At 63.0% G+C, this 16928-nt stretch carries 15 protein-coding genes; 7 read left to right on the top strand and 8 right to left on the bottom strand.

The annotated features are described in order from the left end of the window. Positions 1-460: 460 nt before the first annotated feature. Genes ACO076_RS09795 through ACO076_RS09785 form a run of 3 tightly spaced genes read right to left on the bottom strand, consistent with a single transcriptional unit; the run spans position 461 to position 3957 of the window. The gene (locus tag ACO076_RS09795; RefSeq protein ID WP_421726529.1) at positions 461-1264 is read right to left on the bottom strand and encodes a FadR/GntR family transcriptional regulator; all 804 of its coding nucleotides are present in this window, start codon (positions 1262-1264) and stop codon (positions 461-463) included. Positions 1265-1268: 4 nt separating this feature from the next. Next, complete coding sequence (locus tag ACO076_RS09790; RefSeq protein ID WP_421726528.1) at positions 1269-2885, bottom strand: GMC family oxidoreductase; 1617 nt, start codon at positions 2883-2885, stop codon at positions 1269-1271. Further along, complete coding sequence (locus ACO076_RS09785; RefSeq protein WP_421726527.1) at positions 2875-3957, bottom strand: ABC transporter ATP-binding protein; 1083 nt, start codon at positions 3955-3957, stop codon at positions 2875-2877. The genes ACO076_RS09790 and ACO076_RS09785 overlap by 11 nt, the downstream gene beginning before the upstream one ends. Before the next feature lie 229 nt (positions 3958-4186). On the opposite strand from ACO076_RS09785, the gene ACO076_RS09780 reads away from it, so the two are divergent. From ACO076_RS09780 to ACO076_RS09765, 4 genes are all read left to right on the top strand, one after another. Continuing rightward, the gene (locus ACO076_RS09780) at positions 4187-5572 is read left to right on the top strand and encodes an extracellular solute-binding protein (RefSeq protein ID WP_421726526.1); all 1386 of its coding nucleotides are present in this window, start codon (positions 4187-4189) and stop codon (positions 5570-5572) included. A 72-nt stretch (positions 5573-5644) separates the two neighbouring features. Beyond that, positions 5645-6538 carry a carbohydrate ABC transporter permease gene (locus ACO076_RS09775; protein ID WP_421726525.1) on the top strand — a complete coding sequence of 298 codons (894 nt, stop codon included), beginning with the start codon at positions 5645-5647 and terminating at the stop codon, positions 6536-6538. Between the two features lie 7 nt (positions 6539-6545). Beyond that, positions 6546-7412: a carbohydrate ABC transporter permease gene (locus ACO076_RS09770; protein WP_421726524.1), complete on the top strand. Its 867-nt coding sequence runs from the start codon at positions 6546-6548 to the stop codon at positions 7410-7412. Positions 7413-7449: 37 nt separating this feature from the next. Then, positions 7450-9165 (top strand): IlvD/Edd family dehydratase, encoded by a 1716-nt coding sequence (locus ACO076_RS09765; protein WP_421726523.1) that lies wholly within the window; start codon positions 7450-7452, stop codon positions 9163-9165. Positions 9166-9168: 3 nt separating this feature from the next. On the opposite strand, the gene ACO076_RS09760 is transcribed toward ACO076_RS09765, so the two are convergent. The 5 genes from ACO076_RS09760 to ACO076_RS09740 form a co-directional block, all read right to left on the bottom strand. Next, complete coding sequence (locus ACO076_RS09760; protein ID WP_421726522.1) at positions 9169-9798, bottom strand: GNAT family N-acetyltransferase; 630 nt, start codon at positions 9796-9798, stop codon at positions 9169-9171. Further along, entirely contained in the window at positions 9788-11143 is a 1356-nt protein-coding gene (locus ACO076_RS09755; RefSeq protein WP_421726521.1) for a beta-N-acetylglucosaminidase domain-containing protein, read from the bottom strand. The genes ACO076_RS09760 and ACO076_RS09755 overlap by 11 nt, the downstream gene beginning before the upstream one ends. Positions 11144-11151: 8 nt before the next feature. Continuing rightward, positions 11152-11991, bottom strand: a complete 840-nt coding sequence (locus ACO076_RS09750; protein WP_421726520.1) for a carbohydrate ABC transporter permease — start codon at positions 11989-11991, stop codon at positions 11152-11154. Next, a complete protein-coding gene (locus tag ACO076_RS09745; protein WP_421726519.1) occupies positions 11975-12817 on the bottom strand; it encodes a carbohydrate ABC transporter permease in 843 nt (280 codons plus the stop codon). Before ACO076_RS09745 ends, ACO076_RS09750 begins: the two co-directional genes overlap by 17 nt. A 68-nt stretch (positions 12818-12885) precedes the next feature. Continuing rightward, complete coding sequence (locus ACO076_RS09740; protein ID WP_421726518.1) at positions 12886-14151, bottom strand: ABC transporter substrate-binding protein; 1266 nt, start codon at positions 14149-14151, stop codon at positions 12886-12888. 113 nt (positions 14152-14264) lie between these two features. Between ACO076_RS09740 and ACO076_RS09735 the strand changes: the two genes are divergently transcribed. The 3 genes from ACO076_RS09735 (at position 14265) to ACO076_RS09725 (ending at position 16926) form a co-directional block, all read left to right on the top strand. Next, positions 14265-15056, top strand: coding sequence for a GntR family transcriptional regulator (locus ACO076_RS09735; protein ID WP_421726517.1), 792 nt, complete (start codon positions 14265-14267; stop codon positions 15054-15056). Then, positions 15016-15801, top strand: a complete 786-nt coding sequence (locus ACO076_RS09730; protein ID WP_421726516.1) for a sugar isomerase domain-containing protein — start codon at positions 15016-15018, stop codon at positions 15799-15801. Before ACO076_RS09735 ends, ACO076_RS09730 begins: the two co-directional genes overlap by 41 nt. Before the next feature lie 102 nt (positions 15802-15903). Further along, entirely contained in the window at positions 15904-16926 is a 1023-nt protein-coding gene (locus ACO076_RS09725; protein ID WP_421726515.1) for a sulfotransferase, read from the top strand. Positions 16927-16928: the final 2 nt, after the last annotated feature.

The raw sequence follows: 16928 nt of genomic DNA, 5'->3' as shown, positions 1-16928 counted from the left end.
AGCGTTTGGTTCTCGTCTGACCAGACGGTCTGCCCGTCGCCGAAGAGGGTCAGCGGCGCGACCGGAATAGGTCAGGGTGGAGGAGATCCCGATATCGTTCCTGGTGACGATAACGATCGGGACCGGCTCGTCGTGCGCCGCGGCCTCGTTCAGCGCGGCGCGAAGGGAGCCGGGCCCGCTGTCTGCACCGTTGGTGACGATGATCGGGTTTTGGGCGACCGCCGTCCCGGGTATCAAGACGGACGCCACCGCAAACGACAGCCAACGGACCCTGTTCGCATTCGATTTCCTGAAATCCATGTCCAACCCCTCCTGTCGATCGCCAGCGTGGCTCGCCTAAATTCTAAGCCGCTTAAGCAAAGTTATGTGACACACGGTTGAAATGCGCCAGAGCCACGCAATCCTTGGCCGTCGCTGTCTGACATGCACGGAACCGAAGCAGCCGGCATGAAGCTTTGGACTAGGGTTTTGCAGCGCCGGGCTTTACCGGTGGCTGCTTCGCCACTTCCCGCCGCATAGCGGTCAGATTTTTCTTGTTGTTACTGAGCAGCACCTGCATCGCGGCGCGGGCCGCGTCCGGTTCGCGGCGGTTGATCGCCTCAGCAACGACCCGGTGCTCCTCCAGAAACTCGATGATCGCGTAATCGGCCTTGATCGCTAGGGCGAAGTTGGCGCGGAGTACCGCCACGACCGTGCGCAACATCCCCATCAGCAGCCGATTGTGAGCTGCCTCGAACAGGCGGCGATGAAACAGGATGTCGGCCTCGACGGCCTTTTGCGGCTCGTGGAGATGCCGTTCCATCGCCTCGAAGGCTTCGAACAGGCGGAGAATCTCCGTCGTTGTCGCGAACTCGGCAGCGAGTGCGGCGACCTCTGGTTCGATGATGAACCGCAGGGTGCTGAGTTCGTCGACAAGCTGGTCGCGTTGGTCCTCATGGGCGAGCATCCAGCCGATCACCGACTGATCGAAGTAGTTCCAGTCGGCCGCGGGCTCCACAGTCGTGCCGGAACCGCGCGACACCCGCACCAGCCCGTTGGCGGCCAGCACCTTGACGGCTTCGCGGACGACGTTGCGGCTGACACCGAAGACGCGTGCAAGTTCGGCTTCGGGTGGCAGAACGGTGCCCGGCTGATAGGTCCCGCCAACGATCGCTTCGCCGAGCCGGTCAACGGTCTGCCCGACCAGCGACGGCGGCTTCGGGGCACCGATCGCAGTTCCCGTAACGTCGGGGTTCGGTGGATTCCAGGCGGCTTCTGAGCTCATTCGACTACAATGATGATGGCGCGCCGGCGACACCACGGATGATCGCGACCGCGCGGTCGGCGAAGGCCATCGCCGGCGCGTTGGTGTTGCCCGACGGGATCAGCGGCATGGCGGCACAGTCGATGACCCGCAGGTGCTCGGCGCCCCGTACCCGCAGACTGAGATCGGTGACGGCCATCGGATCGTCGTCGCGACCCATGCGGGCCGTCCCGATCGGGTGGTAGTTGGTTTTGACGGTGGTGTTGCAGTAGCTCCGCAGGTCGTCATCGGTGACGATCTCGGCTCCGGGCAACATCTCGCTGCCGATGAGCGAGGCCGCCGGCTCGGTCGCAAGGAGTTCGCGGGCGAAGCGAAGCGCGGCGAGTGACAAGCGGAGATCGTCAGGCTCGCCGAAGAACCGGCAATCGACCAGCGGCTTCTCGGCCGGATCGGTCGAACGCAGGCGCACACTGCCGCGCGCCTGCGGGCGCAACAGGCAACAGGTGAGCGTCACGCCGTGGGTCGGCTTGTGATCGGTCACGTCGCGATCGAGATAAACGATCGGAGCGCAGTAGAGCTGGATCATCGGCCGGTCGCTGCCGTCCGGGTCGAAGAACAGACAGGCTTCGATACCCGTCGTCGTGACCGGGCCGGTGCGGAAGGCCAGATACTGGAGCCCGTTGCGGATCATCGGCCAGCCGGTGTCCTCGCCGAAGTACCCGACCGCCCGGTTGGTGGTGGCGATCACCGGGACTTCGTGATGGTCCTGGAGGTTCTGGCCGACGCCGGGCAAATCAATGGTGATGGCGATATCGTGCTCGCGCAGGTGATCGGCCGGGCCGACCCCGGACAGCATCAGAAGCTTGGCGGTGTTGTACGTTCCGGTGGCGATCAGCACCTCGCCGTCGGCACGGGCCTGTTCGGTCTTGCCATCGACGACATATTCGACGCCGGTGGCGCGGGTGCCGTCGAAGAGGATACGGGTCACCAAGGCATCGGTGACCACGGTCAGCTTCGGGTCGTCCACGACCTGCGATAGGAACGACCGAACCGCGTCACTGCGCTCGTGTCGACCGATGGTATGCTGCATCAGGCCGACCCCTGCCTGCCGTTCACCGTTGAAGTCGGGATTGTAGGGAACGCCGCAGCTCTGCGCGGCCAGCGTGAACGCCTCGGTCATCTCGACCGTATGGCCGGGATCGGAGACCCACAGGCTGCCGGCGATGCCGTGATAGGCGTCGTTGTATTTGGTGTTGCGCTCCATGGCGCGGAAATGGGGAAGCATGTCGGCGTAGGACCAGCCCGAGTCGCCGCCGAGAAACGCATCCCAGCCGTCATAGTCCTCGCTCTGGCCGCGCATATAGACCATCGCGTTCACCGCACTGCCACCGCCGAGCACCTTGGCCTGCGGCACGATCGGTGCACGGCCGTCGAGCTGCGGCTGCGGCACGGTCTTGTGCATCTCGAGAAAATCGTCGCGGGCGAGATATTTGAGGTAACCGGCCGGCATCCGCATCAGCCGCGCATAACGCGCCGGACCGCGCTCGATCAGCAGCACCCGCGCGCCATGATCGCGGACCAGCCGGGTCGCCGCGACACAGGCTGCCGATCCGCCGCCGGCGATCACATAATCATACGCCATCCCGCACCTCCTCCCCCGGCCGGCGGATGCGTTTACCAGTGGCGGCGTCGAAGATGAAAACGGCATCCCGATCGAGAAGAAGATCGACGCTCTGATCGAACACCGGCCGCTTGTCGAGGTGACCGAACGCGGTCACCGTGGCCTCGCCGATGCTGACCACGACCAGCAGGCCGGAGCCGGTGTACTCGACCGCGAACACCGTTCCCGACAGGTTGCCCGAACCGGGATCGGCGAGCGCGACCGCGTCGGCCCGGAAGCCGAGAACCACATCGCCGGCAAGATTCTGCGGCCAGCCCTCCAGCCGAACGGAGGGATTGGTGAACACGCCCCCGTCCATTCGACCGTGGAGCAGATTCATCGGCGGCGAGCCAATGAAGGTTCCGACGAACAGGGTCTCCGGGTCGCTGTAAATCTCCTCCGGCGAGCCGAGCTGGACGATCTGCCCTTGGTCCATCACCGCGACACGAGTCGCCAGCGTCATCGCCTCGATCTGGTCGTGGGTGACGTAGACCGTCGTCGTCTTCAGTTCGTGGTGAAGATGCTTCAGCTCCGCCCGCATGTTGACGCGTAGGATCGCGTCAAGGTTGGAGAGCGGCTCGTCCATGAGGAACAGGTTTGGCGTGCGCACGATCGCCCGGGCGAGCGCCACCCGTTGCCTCTGGCCGCCGGACAGCGCCCGCGGGCGACGGTCGAGATAGTCTTCGAGATGAACCTTGGCGGCCGCCGCCTTGATCCGGTTCCCGAGTTCAGGCTCGGGGATTTTGCGGAGGCGCAGGGGGTATCCGATGTTCTCACCGACCGTGAAATGCGGATAGAGCCCGTAGTTCTGGAACACCATGGCGATGTCGCGATCGCGCGCCGGTCGGTCGTTCACCCGCTCGCTGTCGATGAAGATATCGCCGGAGGTGACCGGTTCGAGGCCGGCGATCATCCGCATCGTTGTCGTCTTGCCGCACCCGGAGGGCCCAAGCAGGACGAGAAATTCCCGATCGTTCACGGTGAGGTCCAGATCGCGCACGGCTGTGACCGTCCCCCAGCGCTTCTCGATGTTTTTTAGAACGACTTGGACCAAGGTGTCGGCATTTCCTCTTTTGTCGGGTGTCGATTCACCCTCGGTTCGAGGGTCGTCACGCCTTCTCGTTTGACTTAGCATATCAAAACATCCTATCAATCATAGCGCAACATCCTATCATTCGGTCACGGATGTCGAATGATGGAATGATGGCGCCAAAATCGTAGCGGCGCCCCGAGGAGACGTTTCCGAACAGACAAGTGTCTGTCGCCCAAGCGGAGGAGAAGAAATGACCCGTTCGATCAAACCGCCGGCCGGCGGAATGCATCTGCCGATTTCCCGCCGGAGCCTAATGCGCGGCGCCGCCGTCGTCGCTGGCGCCGGTGTCTTCTCGATGCCGATGAGCAAGCTGCTCGCCGCGACGTTCGAGGAAGTGGGCTCACAGTGGACATCCGCCGACATCGACTGGAAGTCGCAGGATGGCAAGACCATCGTGCTCGGCGCAGTTCAACATCCGTGGACCGAAGCGATCACGCCGCTGATCCCGCTCTTCACCGAACTCACCGGCATCAACGTCGAGGTCCAGACCCAGTCCGAAACCGAGTACACCGCCGAACTGCCGGTGAAGCTGGGCTCCCGAAGCGCGACGCCAGATGTGTACATGGTGTGGGCGATCGGTCAGGCGATCACCGCCGGATGGCTGGAGAGCCTCGACGGCTTCTATGACAACGATCAGCTAAGCGACGCCACCTGGTGGGAGGGCGACGATCTGTTCCCGTCGGCCCGCTCCTTCCAGGTTTGGTCGGACGGCATTCGCTACCTGATGCCGATCACCGCCGAGTCCCAGGTTTTGTTCATCAACGAGCCGATGCTGATGGCGCAGGGGTTGTCGGTACCGGCCACTATGGACGACTTCGCCAGCACCGCCGCGGCGATGAACACCGGCGACGTCGCCGGCGTGGCTATGCGGGCCAAGTCGACCGGTGACAGCACGTGGCCAGCCGGCGGCTTCATCTTCAGCTACGGCGGCGCCATCATCGATCTTGACGGCAAGTCGGTGATCAACAGCGCTGAAGCGGTCGCGGCCATGGAGATGTATGGCGGTGTCCTCAACAACTCGGGCCCGGTGGGCATCAGCAGCTATCAGTGGGTCGAGTGCCTCAACGATTTCATGGCCGAAGCGGTCGCGATGGGCTGCGACTCGTCGAACTTCGCCACCGACATCGCCAATCCGGACAAGAGCGCGGCAGCCGGCCACACGATCTACGGCACCATCCCGCAGGCCGGCGACAACCCGATCAAGCCGAATATGTGGCACTGGACCGCCGGCATCAATTCGAACTCGGCCAACAAGGAAGCCGCATGGCTGTTCCTGCAGTGGGCGAGTTCAAAGCCGACCGCAGCGCTCGCCGCAGCCGCCGGTCTCGCCACACCGCGGGCATCCGCCTGGGCGACCAGCGCTTTCGAGGATCGTTTCGGCGCCCAGGCCGCCGAGGTTGCGCTCAACAGCCTCAAGTCTGGCGACGGCGATCTCTTCAAGGCGACCTGGTTCCATCCCAAGGGTCCGCAAATTCTCGACGCCTTCGGTATCGCGATCAACGAGATCGCCACCGGCGCCAAGGATGCCAAGACCGCGATGGACGACGCCCAATCGAAGATCGAGGCGGCGCTCTAGGGTCGCCTCACCGAACGGCCAAAACGGAGCGGCCTCCGGGCCGCTCCCGCCATCCGACCGATCGCAACCCCGATGACCGCCCAAGCCGCCCGCGAACGGCGCCGTTTCGTTCTCCTCATGCTCACGCCGGCAACGGTGTTGCTGGTCGGGCTGACCATCATCCCGTTCGCGATCAGCGTCGCGTTCTCCTTCTCGAATTATTCCCTCGTCACCCCCGACGACTTCGCGTTCATCTGGTTCGAGAACTACGAGCGGATGTTCGCCAGCGCGGAATTCTGGAACGCGCTGAGGGTGACGGTGATCTTCACGGTCGCTGCGGTCGCCGTTGAACTGGTGCTCGGCGTCGGCATCGCCGCCCTGCTTCATCACGAAACCCGCGCCGTCCCCTTCCTGCGGATCGTCTATCTGTTGCCGCTGGCGATCACCCCGGTCGCCGCCGTCTTCACGTTTCGGATCATGCTCAATCCGAGCCTCGGCGTGTTCAACTACCTGCTCAAGCAGATCGGTCTGCCGCCACAGGACTGGCTCGGCACGCCGGCGATGGCGATTGCGACACTGGTTGCCGTCGATGCCTGGCAATGGACGCCGTTCATCCTGTTGATCGCCGCTGGCGGGCTCGCGGCGATGGACCAGGAACCGCTGGAGGCCGCGGCGATGGATGGCGCCGGTCCGGTGACCAGTTTCTTTCACCACACCCTGCCGATGCTGTTCCCGTATCTGGCGGTCGCGATCGTCTTTCGGTCAATCGACGCGTTCAAGACATTCGACATCATCTTCGTGCTGACCGGCGGTGGGCCCGGCATCGCGACGCGAACCCTCAACCTGCTCGCCTACAAGCAGGGCATCGAGTTTCTGTCGATGGGCTACGCCGCGGCGCTGGCAATCGTCATGCTGATTTTCACGATCATCGCCAGTCAGGTGTTCCTGCGACGGATCAATCTGTTCCGGCCAAGGGCGACGATGTGAGGCGCCGATGACCGACACGCATCAGCCTCTGCTTAAGCCGCTGTCGAAACCGACCCGGATCGGCCGCGCGCTTGCGCCATGGCTGCGGCGGCTGGTGCTCTGGGTGTTTGCCCTGTGGTGCCTGTTCCCGATCTACTGGCTCATCACCATGAGCCTGAAACGGCAGGTCGATGCGATCTCGCGCACGCCAAGTTTCATTTTCCAGCCGATTTGGGACAACTACCTGGCGGTGCTCGCCAGCGGCGAGGTGTGGGGCTACTTCCAGAGCTCGGCGATCATCGCCTTATGCACCACAGCCCTTTCGCTGTTGCTTGGCACGCCAACCGCCTACGTGATCGCGCGCTACCGGTTCAGGGGGAACGCCGACTTCGGCTTCTGGGTTTTGTCGACGCGAATGACGCCGCCGGTGGCGATGCTGATTCCGTTCTTCGTCTTCTACGTTCAGACCGGGCTGTTCGACACCTATCTCGGCCTGGTGCTTGCTCATGTCGCCTTTGTCATCTCGATTGTCGTCTGGCTGATGAAGGGGTTCTTCGAGGACCTGCCAACCGAGTTGGAGGAAGCGGCCTTCATGGACGGAGCGACACGGTTCCAGGCATTTCGCCAGATTTGCCTGCCGGTGGCGCTCCCCGGCATCGCTGCGGTGGCGATCCTCGCCTTCCTGTTTTCATGGAACGAGTTCCTGTTTTCGCTGGTGCTCGCCGATCGCATCCAGCCGGTGCCGGTCGGTCTCTACAACTTCGTCGGGTATCAACAGATCCGCTGGGGCGAACTATCGGCCTCGGCCGTTGTCATGCTGGTGCCGGTGCTACTGTTTGTGTTCGTTTTTCAGCGCCAGTTGGTCCGGGGGCTGACGCTCGGTGCGATCAAGTAACTCTGGTCTCGCAGGACCTACCGAGGAGAACAGACGGATGAGCCGAAAGCTCCGGTCGCAGTCATGGTTTGGCGGTCAAGGCAAAAACGCTTTCATTCATCGCAGTTGGATGAAGAACGGCGGCTTGCCGGATGATGTATTCGATGGTCGGCCGGTGATCGGCATCTGCAACACGTTCTCGGAACTCACCCCATGCAACGCCCACTTCCGTGGACTCGCCGAGCACATAAAGGCGGGCGTTCTGGAAGCCGGCGGGCTGCCTCTCGAGTTTCCGGTTTTCTCATGCGGCGAATCGAACCTGCGGCCGACGGCGATGCTCTTTCGCAATCTCGCCTCCATGGATGTCGAGGAAGCGATCCGCGGTAACCCTATCGACGGCGTCGTCCTCATGGCCGGCTGCGACAAGACCACGCCGTCGTTGCTGATGGGCGCCGCGTCCTGCGACCTGCCAACGATCCTGATTTCCGGTGGGCCGATGCTCAACGGCAAGTTCCATGGCCGCGACATCGGCTCTGGTACGGACGTCTTCCGCTTCTCCGACGAGGTCCGCGCCGGAACCATGAGCCTCGACGAGTTCACGGCTGCGGAGCGCGCCATGTCGCGGTCGCCCGGCCATTGCATGACCATGGGAACCGCGTCGACGATGGCGTCGCTATCCGAGAGCCTCGGCGTGACCTTGCCCGGTAACGCGGCTTTCCCCGCGGTCGACGCCAACCGCGCGCGGCTGGCACGGCTGACCGGCCGTCGCGCGGTGGCGATGGTCAACGACGATCTTCGCCTATCGCAGATTCTCACCAGGACCGCATTCGCCAACTCGATCCGGATGAACGGCGCGATCGGCGGTTCAACCAACGCCGTGATTCATCTCATCGCTATCGCCGGGCGGATCGGCGTCGACCTCACCCTCGAGGATTGGGACCGGCTCGGCCGTGACATCCCAACCATCGTCAACCTGATGCCCTCGGGTCAGTACCTGATGGAGGATTTCTGCTACGCCGGCGGTATCCCGGCGGTGATGAAGGAGATGGCCGACCACCTCGATCTCGACGCGCTCACCGTGACGGGCCGATCGCTCGGGGAAAATATCGCCGATGCGGTTAACGAGAACCCCGACGTCATCCGGCCACGAGATCGCGCCTTGGTCGCCCATGGCGGTATCGCCGTGCTGGGCGGGAACCTGGCTCCCGACGGCGCCGTTCTCAAGCCATCTGCCGCCACACCTGAATTGCTTCAGCATCACGGCAAGGCTGTGGTCTTCTCGTCGATCGAGGACTTTCGCGCCCGGATTGACGATCCCGACCTCGATGTCGACAAGGACTCGATTCTGGTTCTGCAGAACTGCGGGCCGAAGGGTTATCCGGGAATGGCGGAAGTCGGCAACATGCCGCTACCGCAAAAGCTGCTCAAACAGGGCGTGCGCGACATGGTGCGAATCTCCGATGCGCGGATGTCGGGAACCGCTTTCGGCACCGTCGTGCTCCACACCGCGCCCGAGGCAGCGGCCGGGGGCCCGCTGGCGCTGGTTCGCGATGGCGATATGATTACCCTCGACGTTGCCGGGCGCCGCCTGCATCTCGACGTCGACGACGCGGAACTCGACGCTCGGCGAGTGGAGTGGGAGCCCCCGCCCCCGGCGATGAACGGCGGTTACCAGTCGCTCTACGTCGAGCACGTGCTTCAGGCCGACCGTGGTGCCGATCTCGACTTTCTGGTCGGCTGCCGTGGTGCGGCGGTTCCGCGCGAGAGCCACTGACCGCTACGGCAGCTCCCTGATCATGTAAGTCTGAGATCCTTTCAAATCGCGATCGTCGGCGAACCGAAAACCCACTGCCTTATAGAACTGCTGCGCGTCCAAATTGGTCGGTCCCACGTCGAGATGCAGGCCCGGCACGCCAGCTTCGGCAAGCTTGTCCATGAACAAGCGCATGCAGCGTCGGCCTAAGCCCTTACCCCGCGCGCGCGGCAATAAGTCGATGTGGCCGCAGGCCGGATAGCGATCGAGCGAGGTGAGATCCGTGTAGTGCGGATGATGAATGAACCGCCGGGCCCAGTCGCTCCCCCGCCAGGCGTTTTCGTCCGGACCCGGATCGATCAGGCGTTCGCGCAATGGTGGGAACCACTCAGACTCCAGCCATGCCTCGAACGCCAATGTATCCGGCGCGCCCAACACGTAGCCGCAAGGGCCAGTCGCATCTTCGGCCATGAAGGCGAAATCGGGCGCGAAGACCTGATACGGTACTGCATAGATCAGGCCGACAAGATCGGGGGCGTCTTCCCGCTCGGTCGCATCGTCGCCATTGTTGGCGGTCTGAACGCAGATGCGTTTCAGTGCAGCGTGATCCGCCACCATCGCCGGCCGGATGACGACATCGGCGCTATCCGTCATCATGGTAATATCGGCCCTGATCGTCTCGCTTCAACAGTTCCTGGATACCCACTGTGAAACCGCGACGATAGAAATTGTGGATGTGCTCATCGCCCGGGAACCAGGCATCGGCTGCTGGTTTGTCATTCAGCCAGCCGAGATAGGCAACGAGGTGGGTGATCTCTTCGCGCGCCTCCCAAAGATAGGGGTGAAAGGCATGAAAGAGGTCCCGGTCGGCGATCTCGGTCATGCATGTGAACAGCGTCGCGATCCGGTCCCTTAGTCCGGTGAGTTCGGCATAGCCGGCTTGCCAGATCGGATTGTCGGTATCCGGGCGATGGCTGGCGAGAAGTGCGCGGCCCACGTCGAGCAGACGATCGATCTCTGGTCCGCACGCGAAGGGTTGATAGAACAACTCGACAAGTAACCGGATCTCGTCATCGGTCATCGTCTCGGGTGGATCGTGATAGGCAAAGCGAAACGCCGGTCGCCAAACTTCGATCGCCTCATCAAGCCCGTTCTCCGGCGTGTAGCCTGGATCGTTGAGGAAGCGCCCGGTCGTTCGCACCGGAACGAAATTCGCCGCGAATTCGTTGTTGGGATTGGTGATGTAGCCGGCGATCAACGGCAGGATGTCCGCGTTGCGCCCGCCGAGCGGCCCGGCGCAAACGCGACGAACGTCATAATCGTTAGCGTGGAAATTCTCCCAGATCACCGGCTTGCGGCGGAGGATCGCGCCGATCTCGGCGAGAGATGCGGCGGTGATTTCCGGCGAGACGATCTCCGGACCGGTCCAGAACACGCCGATCTCGGGATCAAGAGCGGTACCGATTTCGTTCAGGTACGGCGAGGCCGTCACGTCACCGCCGGCGAAGCGCGCGCAGTATTCGGTCGGACAGAACAACACCGTGCCGTTGATCGGGCGTAGGTGCTCGACGACCGCGTTGGCGACGAAACACTGCGCAGCCGCGAAAGATGCGAACCGACCCCGATCGGCCTCCGGCAACCGGTTGGGAATGTCATCGAACAACAGGGTGAAGTGCTCGATCCCGATCGCGGTCAGCTGATCGAATCGCCGAACGATCGCCTGCATCTCGGCGGGATCGGAGTAAGTGATGTCCAGGCAGGGAGCCAAGGCAACGTTGAACGCGACGCCGCGTGCCTTCGCCGTCTCGGCCAACGCGGCCAAAGCGTTTAGTTGCTCGTCGCCATAGGGTTCCCGCCACCGCGCGCGAATGTGGATGTCGTCCTTCGGCGCGTAAACGAACGTGTTCATACCCGCCGCGGTGATCCAGTCGAGCATGGTGAGCCGTTGGTCATCGCGCCATGCGCGCCCGTAGAACCCTTCGATGACACCGGTCAGCATGGTTGTCCCTATTCGATGGCCGTCGCCGACAGGCCGGCGATCACGTGGCGTTGCAGGAGAAAATAGAGGATCAGGATCGGCACAGTCGTGATCGTCAGCGCCGCGAACACCAGCGCATAGTCTGTGCTGTGATAGCCATAGAAGCGGATCAGGCCGACTGGCAGCGTTCGCTTGTCCTCATCGACGATGAACAACAGCGCGAACATCAGTTCGTTCCAGATGTTGATCGTGTTGATGATGATCATGGTCAGCATCGCCGGCCACACCATCGGTACCGACACGTGGAAGAAGATCTGCCAGACATTGGCGCCGTCAAGCAGCGCCGCTTCCTCCATGTCGGGCCGGACCGAATTGAAATAGCTGCGCATCAGAAACACGGTGAGCGACAGCGACCACGCAGCGCCCGGCAGGATCAGCGCCCACAGGGTGTTGAGCAGGCTGATGTCGCGCAGGATCGTGAACAGCGGAATGGCAACCACCGGCGGCGGCAGCAACAGGCCGATCAGCAGGACCCGATACAGCGCCCGCCGTCCGGCAAACTCGAGCCGGGTGAAGGCGAAGGCGGCCGCGGTCGCGAACAAGACGCTGATGGTGACCGCCGTCGCGGTGACGATGATCGAATTGAGGTACAGCCCGCCCAACCCGCCGACGTCCCAGGCCTCGGCAAAATTCTCCCAGCGCCATTCGCCCGGCAGCCCAAATGGCGAGCGGAATATCTCCCGGTTCGACTTGAACGCCGACAGCACCATCCAGACGGTCGGATAGAACATCGCGGCGACAACGACCGCGGCTATGGCGAGTTGCAGCCATTCGCCCGGACTGCGCCGACGCTCAGTAGCGGACAACATTGCTGCGTTCGGAGAAGCGGAGATAGACCAGCGAAACGCCGACCACGACGACCGCAAGGATAACGGTGAGCGCCGTGCCGTAGCCGAGCTGGTTCTGGTCGAACGCCTGCTTGATGATCCAGGTCGCGGGGACTTCGGTGCTGTTGAAGGGGCCGCCATTAGTCATGGCGAAGAACAGATCGAAACCGGCGAAGCCGCCGGTCACCGCCAGCAGGACGCAAACGAAGACGTTCTGTTTCAGGAGCGGCAGGGTGATGCTGAAGAACTGACGGATCGGCGAGGCGCCATCGAGGGTCGCCGCCTCGTAGATGTTGGTGGGAATCCGCCGTAGCGCGGTGAAGAAGATGATCATGTAGAAGCCGGCGAACCGCCAGCCGGATACGAAGACGATCGCAGCCAGCGCCGTCGACGACTGACTGAGCCACGGCTGCGCGAGCGAATCAAAACCGACGAACCGCAGCGCCGAGTTGAGCAGACCGGTTCGATAATCGAGGACGAACGCCCACAACACACCGGCGGCGGTCATCGACAACACCATCGGCGAAAAGAACATGCCTCGCATCACCCCGAAGCCGCGCCGGCGCGAGTTCAGGAGCACCGCCATCGCCAGTCCGAAAGCGACCTCCACCACCAGCGTGCCGACGATGTAGATGACGACGTGAACGTACGACATCAGGTGGACGGTGTCGGCGAATGCCCGCCGGAAATTGGCGAGCCCTACCCATTCCGGCGCCGTGAAACCGTTCCACGAGGTGAAGGCATAGTAGACCGCCGATGCCAGCGGCAGCAGTACGAAGGCGCCGAACAGCAGAATCGCAGGCGCCACGAACAGGAGGTTCGTGGCGCCTGACGCTATGGGGGCGGAGCGGTCCTCGCGCGGGCGTTCGGACACGCCTATTGCTTACCCATCACGGCCAGGGTTTCGTCGATCCATTCGAGCGCTTCGGCCGGGGTTCTTTCGCCACCGGCGACAAAGGCGGCCGCTTGGTAATACGCCTCGGCGACCGGCACCGGATAGGTGGTGTCCGGCGGCGGCACCATCGAGCCGGCATTCGCCAGCATCGCGGCGATCGATTTGGTCTGGGGATCCAGGTCGGCGACGTCATTGACGCCGTCCACCGGGCTGAGCAGGCCGGCTTCCGCCCACAGCTTCTGGCTGTCCGGCGACGTGAAGTGCTTCAGGAACGCAATCGCCTCATCCTGGTTCTCACTCTGGTCGTGAATGATGAAACCGGTCAGCGTCCCGATCACGCTATCCGCGCCGGGGTGGTTCGGATCGATCACCGGCGTGTCGAACTGGTCGTAGGCGAAGTCGTCTTCGGCAAGCTCGCCGGCCGAGGAGACGAGCCACGAACCGATCGGATGCATCGCCGCGGCGCCCTGGAAGAAGCCGGCCATCGCCGGGTCGGCGCCGAGGCCGGGCATGTCACGATTGAAGGCACCGGCCTCGCGCAGTTCGTCAATCAGTTCCAACGCACGCAGGAAACCGGGTGTGTTGAAGGAGCCTTCCTGCTTGAAAGCAGCTTCATACTCTTCCGGCGGAACCACGCGGGCGGCAATATGCGACGCCCAGTTGCCGAAGGGCCAGAGTTCGTTGTTGCCCTGGATGATCGGTGTCTCGCCGGCCTCGGCAAGGACTCCGACTAGGTCGACGAACTCCTGCCACGTACCTGGCGGCTCGATACCGTACTCGGCGAAGATATCGGTGTTGTACCAGATGGTGTTGGTCACATCGAGCGACGTCGGGACAAGGCGTGGCTTGCCATCCACGAGCGTTCCGGCACCGGCCGTCCACACCGACTCGATAAACGTATCGCCCCATCCGTCCGCCAGCGCGTCGGACAAATCCATGGTGTAGCCGGCCTCCGTATCACGCTGGACCGGGAATCCCGCCCATTGGAAATAGATGTCCGGGATGTCGGAGCTCTGAAGCTGGGTGATCAGGCCGGTGTCTTGGTAGAGATCGTCGTCGAAGACGATCTGCTTGACGGTGATATCTGGATTCGCCTCTTCGAAGTCCGCGACAATCGTGTCGAAGGCGTCTCGGTTGCTCCCACCGGTCATCGAGTGAGTTATGCGCAGCTCGGTTTCCGCCACCGCGCTGGTACCAATCAGGAGCGCGGCGCCCAGGCCGGCGAGTTTCACGGTCAATCCCCTCATCGCGGTCATCCTTTCTGTGCCGACAACGATCACGATTGGTATGTTATTGGTTTAGTCGACCGTGTCCAGAGAATTAGATGGTTCGCTATAATTTTCGAAATCGGCTTGCGAATGTGCGACCAAAATCATACCAGTGGGTCGTCGCGATCGGAACGGCGGCGGGAGCGCTGGTGATCAATTTCGACTCGATCTCTGAACGACTGGCGGCGCAGCATGGTCCTCTGACCGATCGTTTGCGCAGCACTCTTGCGTCCGCCATCGAAGACGGCCTGATCGAACCTGGCGAAGCCTTGCCATCGGAACGCGAGCTCGCCGCCCGCCTCGACGTCTCCCGGTCGACGGTCCGCCAAAGCCTCAAGGATCTGGCGGACATGGGCTTGGTGACGACGCGCCCCGGCGCCGGCACCCGCGTTATCGGTCGCATTCCCAAGGCGCTGACAAGGCTCTCCGGTTTTTCGGAGGATATGCGCCTGCGTGGTCTGCTGCCGAGTTCCAAGGTGCTCGAACTCGCGATCGGCCCGGTCCCGTCCGATACCGCGTTTCGGACCGGGTTGCCGCTCGACACCCTTACACTCGCCTTGGTCCGTTTGCGCTGCGCGGGTGGCGAGGCGCTGTCCTACGAACGCGCCGTCGTGCCCGTCGCCTGCGTCGGTGACGATTACGACGGGTCGGGCTCACTCTATGAGCGGATGGATGAAAAAGGCGCCCGCCCGCGTCGGGTCCTGCAGCAGCTCGAAGCGGTAGGGGCCAGCGACGAGATCGCCGAGCTACTCGACATCGGGGCCGGCGCGGCGGTGTTGAAAATCGCGCAGGTCGGCTACGGAGCCGATGGGACCGCGGTCGAGGATGCGGTGAGCTGGTATCGTGGCGACCGCTACCGCTATGTCGGCGAAATCAGGGGCTGACGGCATGGTCGGGCTGCGATTCGCTTACCGGGATCAGATCGTTGCCCTGATTGACGAAATCGTCTCGACTCAAACGGAGGCTCTGGACGCTGCCCGGGACGCCGTCATCTCAACACTCGCAGCGGACCGTTTGGTCTATGTCGGCGGGAGTGGTCACTCCCACCTCCTCGCCGAGGAGGTATTCTACCGCGCCGGTGGCATCGCGGCCGCACAGGCAATTCTCGATCCGGCGTTGATGCTTCACGAAGGTGCCCGCCGGTCAACCTTGCTGGAACGCGAGGAAGGCCGCGCCGCCGCCCTGCTGGCTGACTATGACATCGGGGCCGGCGATACCGTGTTCATCGCCTCCAACTCTGGCCGGAACGCATACCCGATCGAACTCGCCTTGATCGCCAAGGAGTTGGGCGCCAGGACCATCGCCATCACCTCGACCCGTCACGCCAAAGAGGTCGCGTCGCGGCACTCGTCGGGACAGCGCCTGCTGGAGGTGGTCGACATCGTCATCGACAACGGCGGCGCCTATGGCGACACATCCCTGCCAATACCGGGACGGGCGGTCGCCATGGGGCCGACCTCGACTGTCGCGGGTGTCTTCATTCTAAACGCTGTCATCGCCGAGGCAGTCGCCGCCCTTGCCGAGCGCGGTATCGAGCCCGATGTCTACCAGAGCGCCAACGGCGAGGGCGCCGAAGCGGCGATCGAGAACATCATCGCCCGCTGGTCGCCCCGCATTCGTGGTCTGTAATCCAATTGCAAATCGGCGCGGCTCACCATCGACACCAACGGTTCTATGGACTAGGAACGCCGTCGACCGGAGCGAATGACCGCGTCCGGATGATATGCCCTCGTGCCGTTCTTGACTGCTCCCTCGTGGCAAGACCCGGCTCGCGGACCGGTGACAAACGCGAGTGTCTTAAGTCCGTTGCCAGCTGCCTCAAAGACGAAAAAGACGTGGAGCGGGCCCACCATTGCGGTGCGACCCGAAATGCTCGCGACCGGCGACACCCGCGGGCCGGATTTCATCTGCATCGGCGGCCAGAAGGCCGGCACGCGTTGGCTCTTCGATCAGCTGGATGACCACCCGCAATTCTGGATGCCGCCGATCAAGGAGCTACACTATTTCGATCTTTCCGATCGATTCATGAAGGCGGCGACGCCGATCTACGAGCGCGCCAAGATAGGCCTGCCGGAAGCGAACCGTAAGCGGAAGCGCGCCAACCAAAGGCTCATCACCGAGGAAGACGTCAACTGGTTGGAGGCCCGCTTTTGGCTGCACGGCAAGCCGATCAATCTCGACGAGTACGCTCGGCTGTTCAACCCGCGTGGTTCGCGGCTATCGGGTGACATCTGCCCGCCATACGCCATCATTCCGGACGAACGTGCTCGCTCCGTCCGCGATCACTTTCCGAACACGACCATCATCTACCTCGCCCGCGATCCAATCGAGAGGCTCTGGTCGCAGTACTGCATGAATGTGCGCCGGTTCGATCGACCCAACCCAACCGACCTCGCCCAGGTCCGGTCGTTTGTGGAGAAGGGCACCGGTTTACGTCACTCGAAGATCACCGACGTACTGGCCCGATGGCGCACAGGTCCCGAAGACGACCGCTTTCGCCTCTACTTTTTCGACGATCTGAAGCGTGATGCCCAGGGTCTGCGCCGACGTATCGTAAACGAGTTGGGCGCGGACGATGTGCCACCCTCGACCGAACTTCCGGCGGACTTCAACCGCAAACAAAAGCAGGCAAAAGTCGTCATGTCGGACGAGGTCCGCGCTTATCTGATTCCGCTGTTTGCCGACGAAATCAGGACGCTGGCTGATGAGTTTGGTGGTCCTGCAGTCGACTGGAAGAACAAGCACGGCCTGTAACG

It is taken from the genome of Bauldia sp., assembly GCF_965232525.1.
Classification (GTDB): domain Bacteria; phylum Pseudomonadota; class Alphaproteobacteria; order Rhizobiales; family Kaistiaceae; genus Bauldia.
This window is presented reverse-complemented; position numbering and strand designations above follow the sequence as displayed.

Coding starts and splice junctions, on each gene's coding strand:
- ACO076_RS09795 (WP_421726529.1), bottom strand. CDS start 1,264: ATGAGCTCAGAAGCCGCCTGGAATCCACCGAACCCCGACGTTACGGGA.
- ACO076_RS09790 (WP_421726528.1), bottom strand. CDS start 2,885: ATGGCGTATGATTATGTGATCGCCGGCGGCGGATCGGCAGCCTGTGTC.
- ACO076_RS09780 (WP_421726526.1), top strand. CDS start 4,187: ATGACCCGTTCGATCAAACCGCCGGCCGGCGGAATGCATCTGCCGATT.
- ACO076_RS09775 (WP_421726525.1), top strand. CDS start 5,645: ATGACCGCCCAAGCCGCCCGCGAACGGCGCCGTTTCGTTCTCCTCATG.
- ACO076_RS09770 (WP_421726524.1), top strand. CDS start 6,546: ATGACCGACACGCATCAGCCTCTGCTTAAGCCGCTGTCGAAACCGACC.
- ACO076_RS09765 (WP_421726523.1), top strand. CDS start 7,450: ATGAGCCGAAAGCTCCGGTCGCAGTCATGGTTTGGCGGTCAAGGCAAA.
- ACO076_RS09760 (WP_421726522.1), bottom strand. CDS start 9,798: ATGACGGATAGCGCCGATGTCGTCATCCGGCCGGCGATGGTGGCGGAT.
- ACO076_RS09755 (WP_421726521.1), bottom strand. CDS start 11,143: ATGCTGACCGGTGTCATCGAAGGGTTCTACGGGCGCGCATGGCGCGAT.
- ACO076_RS09750 (WP_421726520.1), bottom strand. CDS start 11,991: ATGTTGTCCGCTACTGAGCGTCGGCGCAGTCCGGGCGAATGGCTGCAA.
- ACO076_RS09740 (WP_421726518.1), bottom strand. CDS start 14,151: ATGAGGGGATTGACCGTGAAACTCGCCGGCCTGGGCGCCGCGCTCCTG.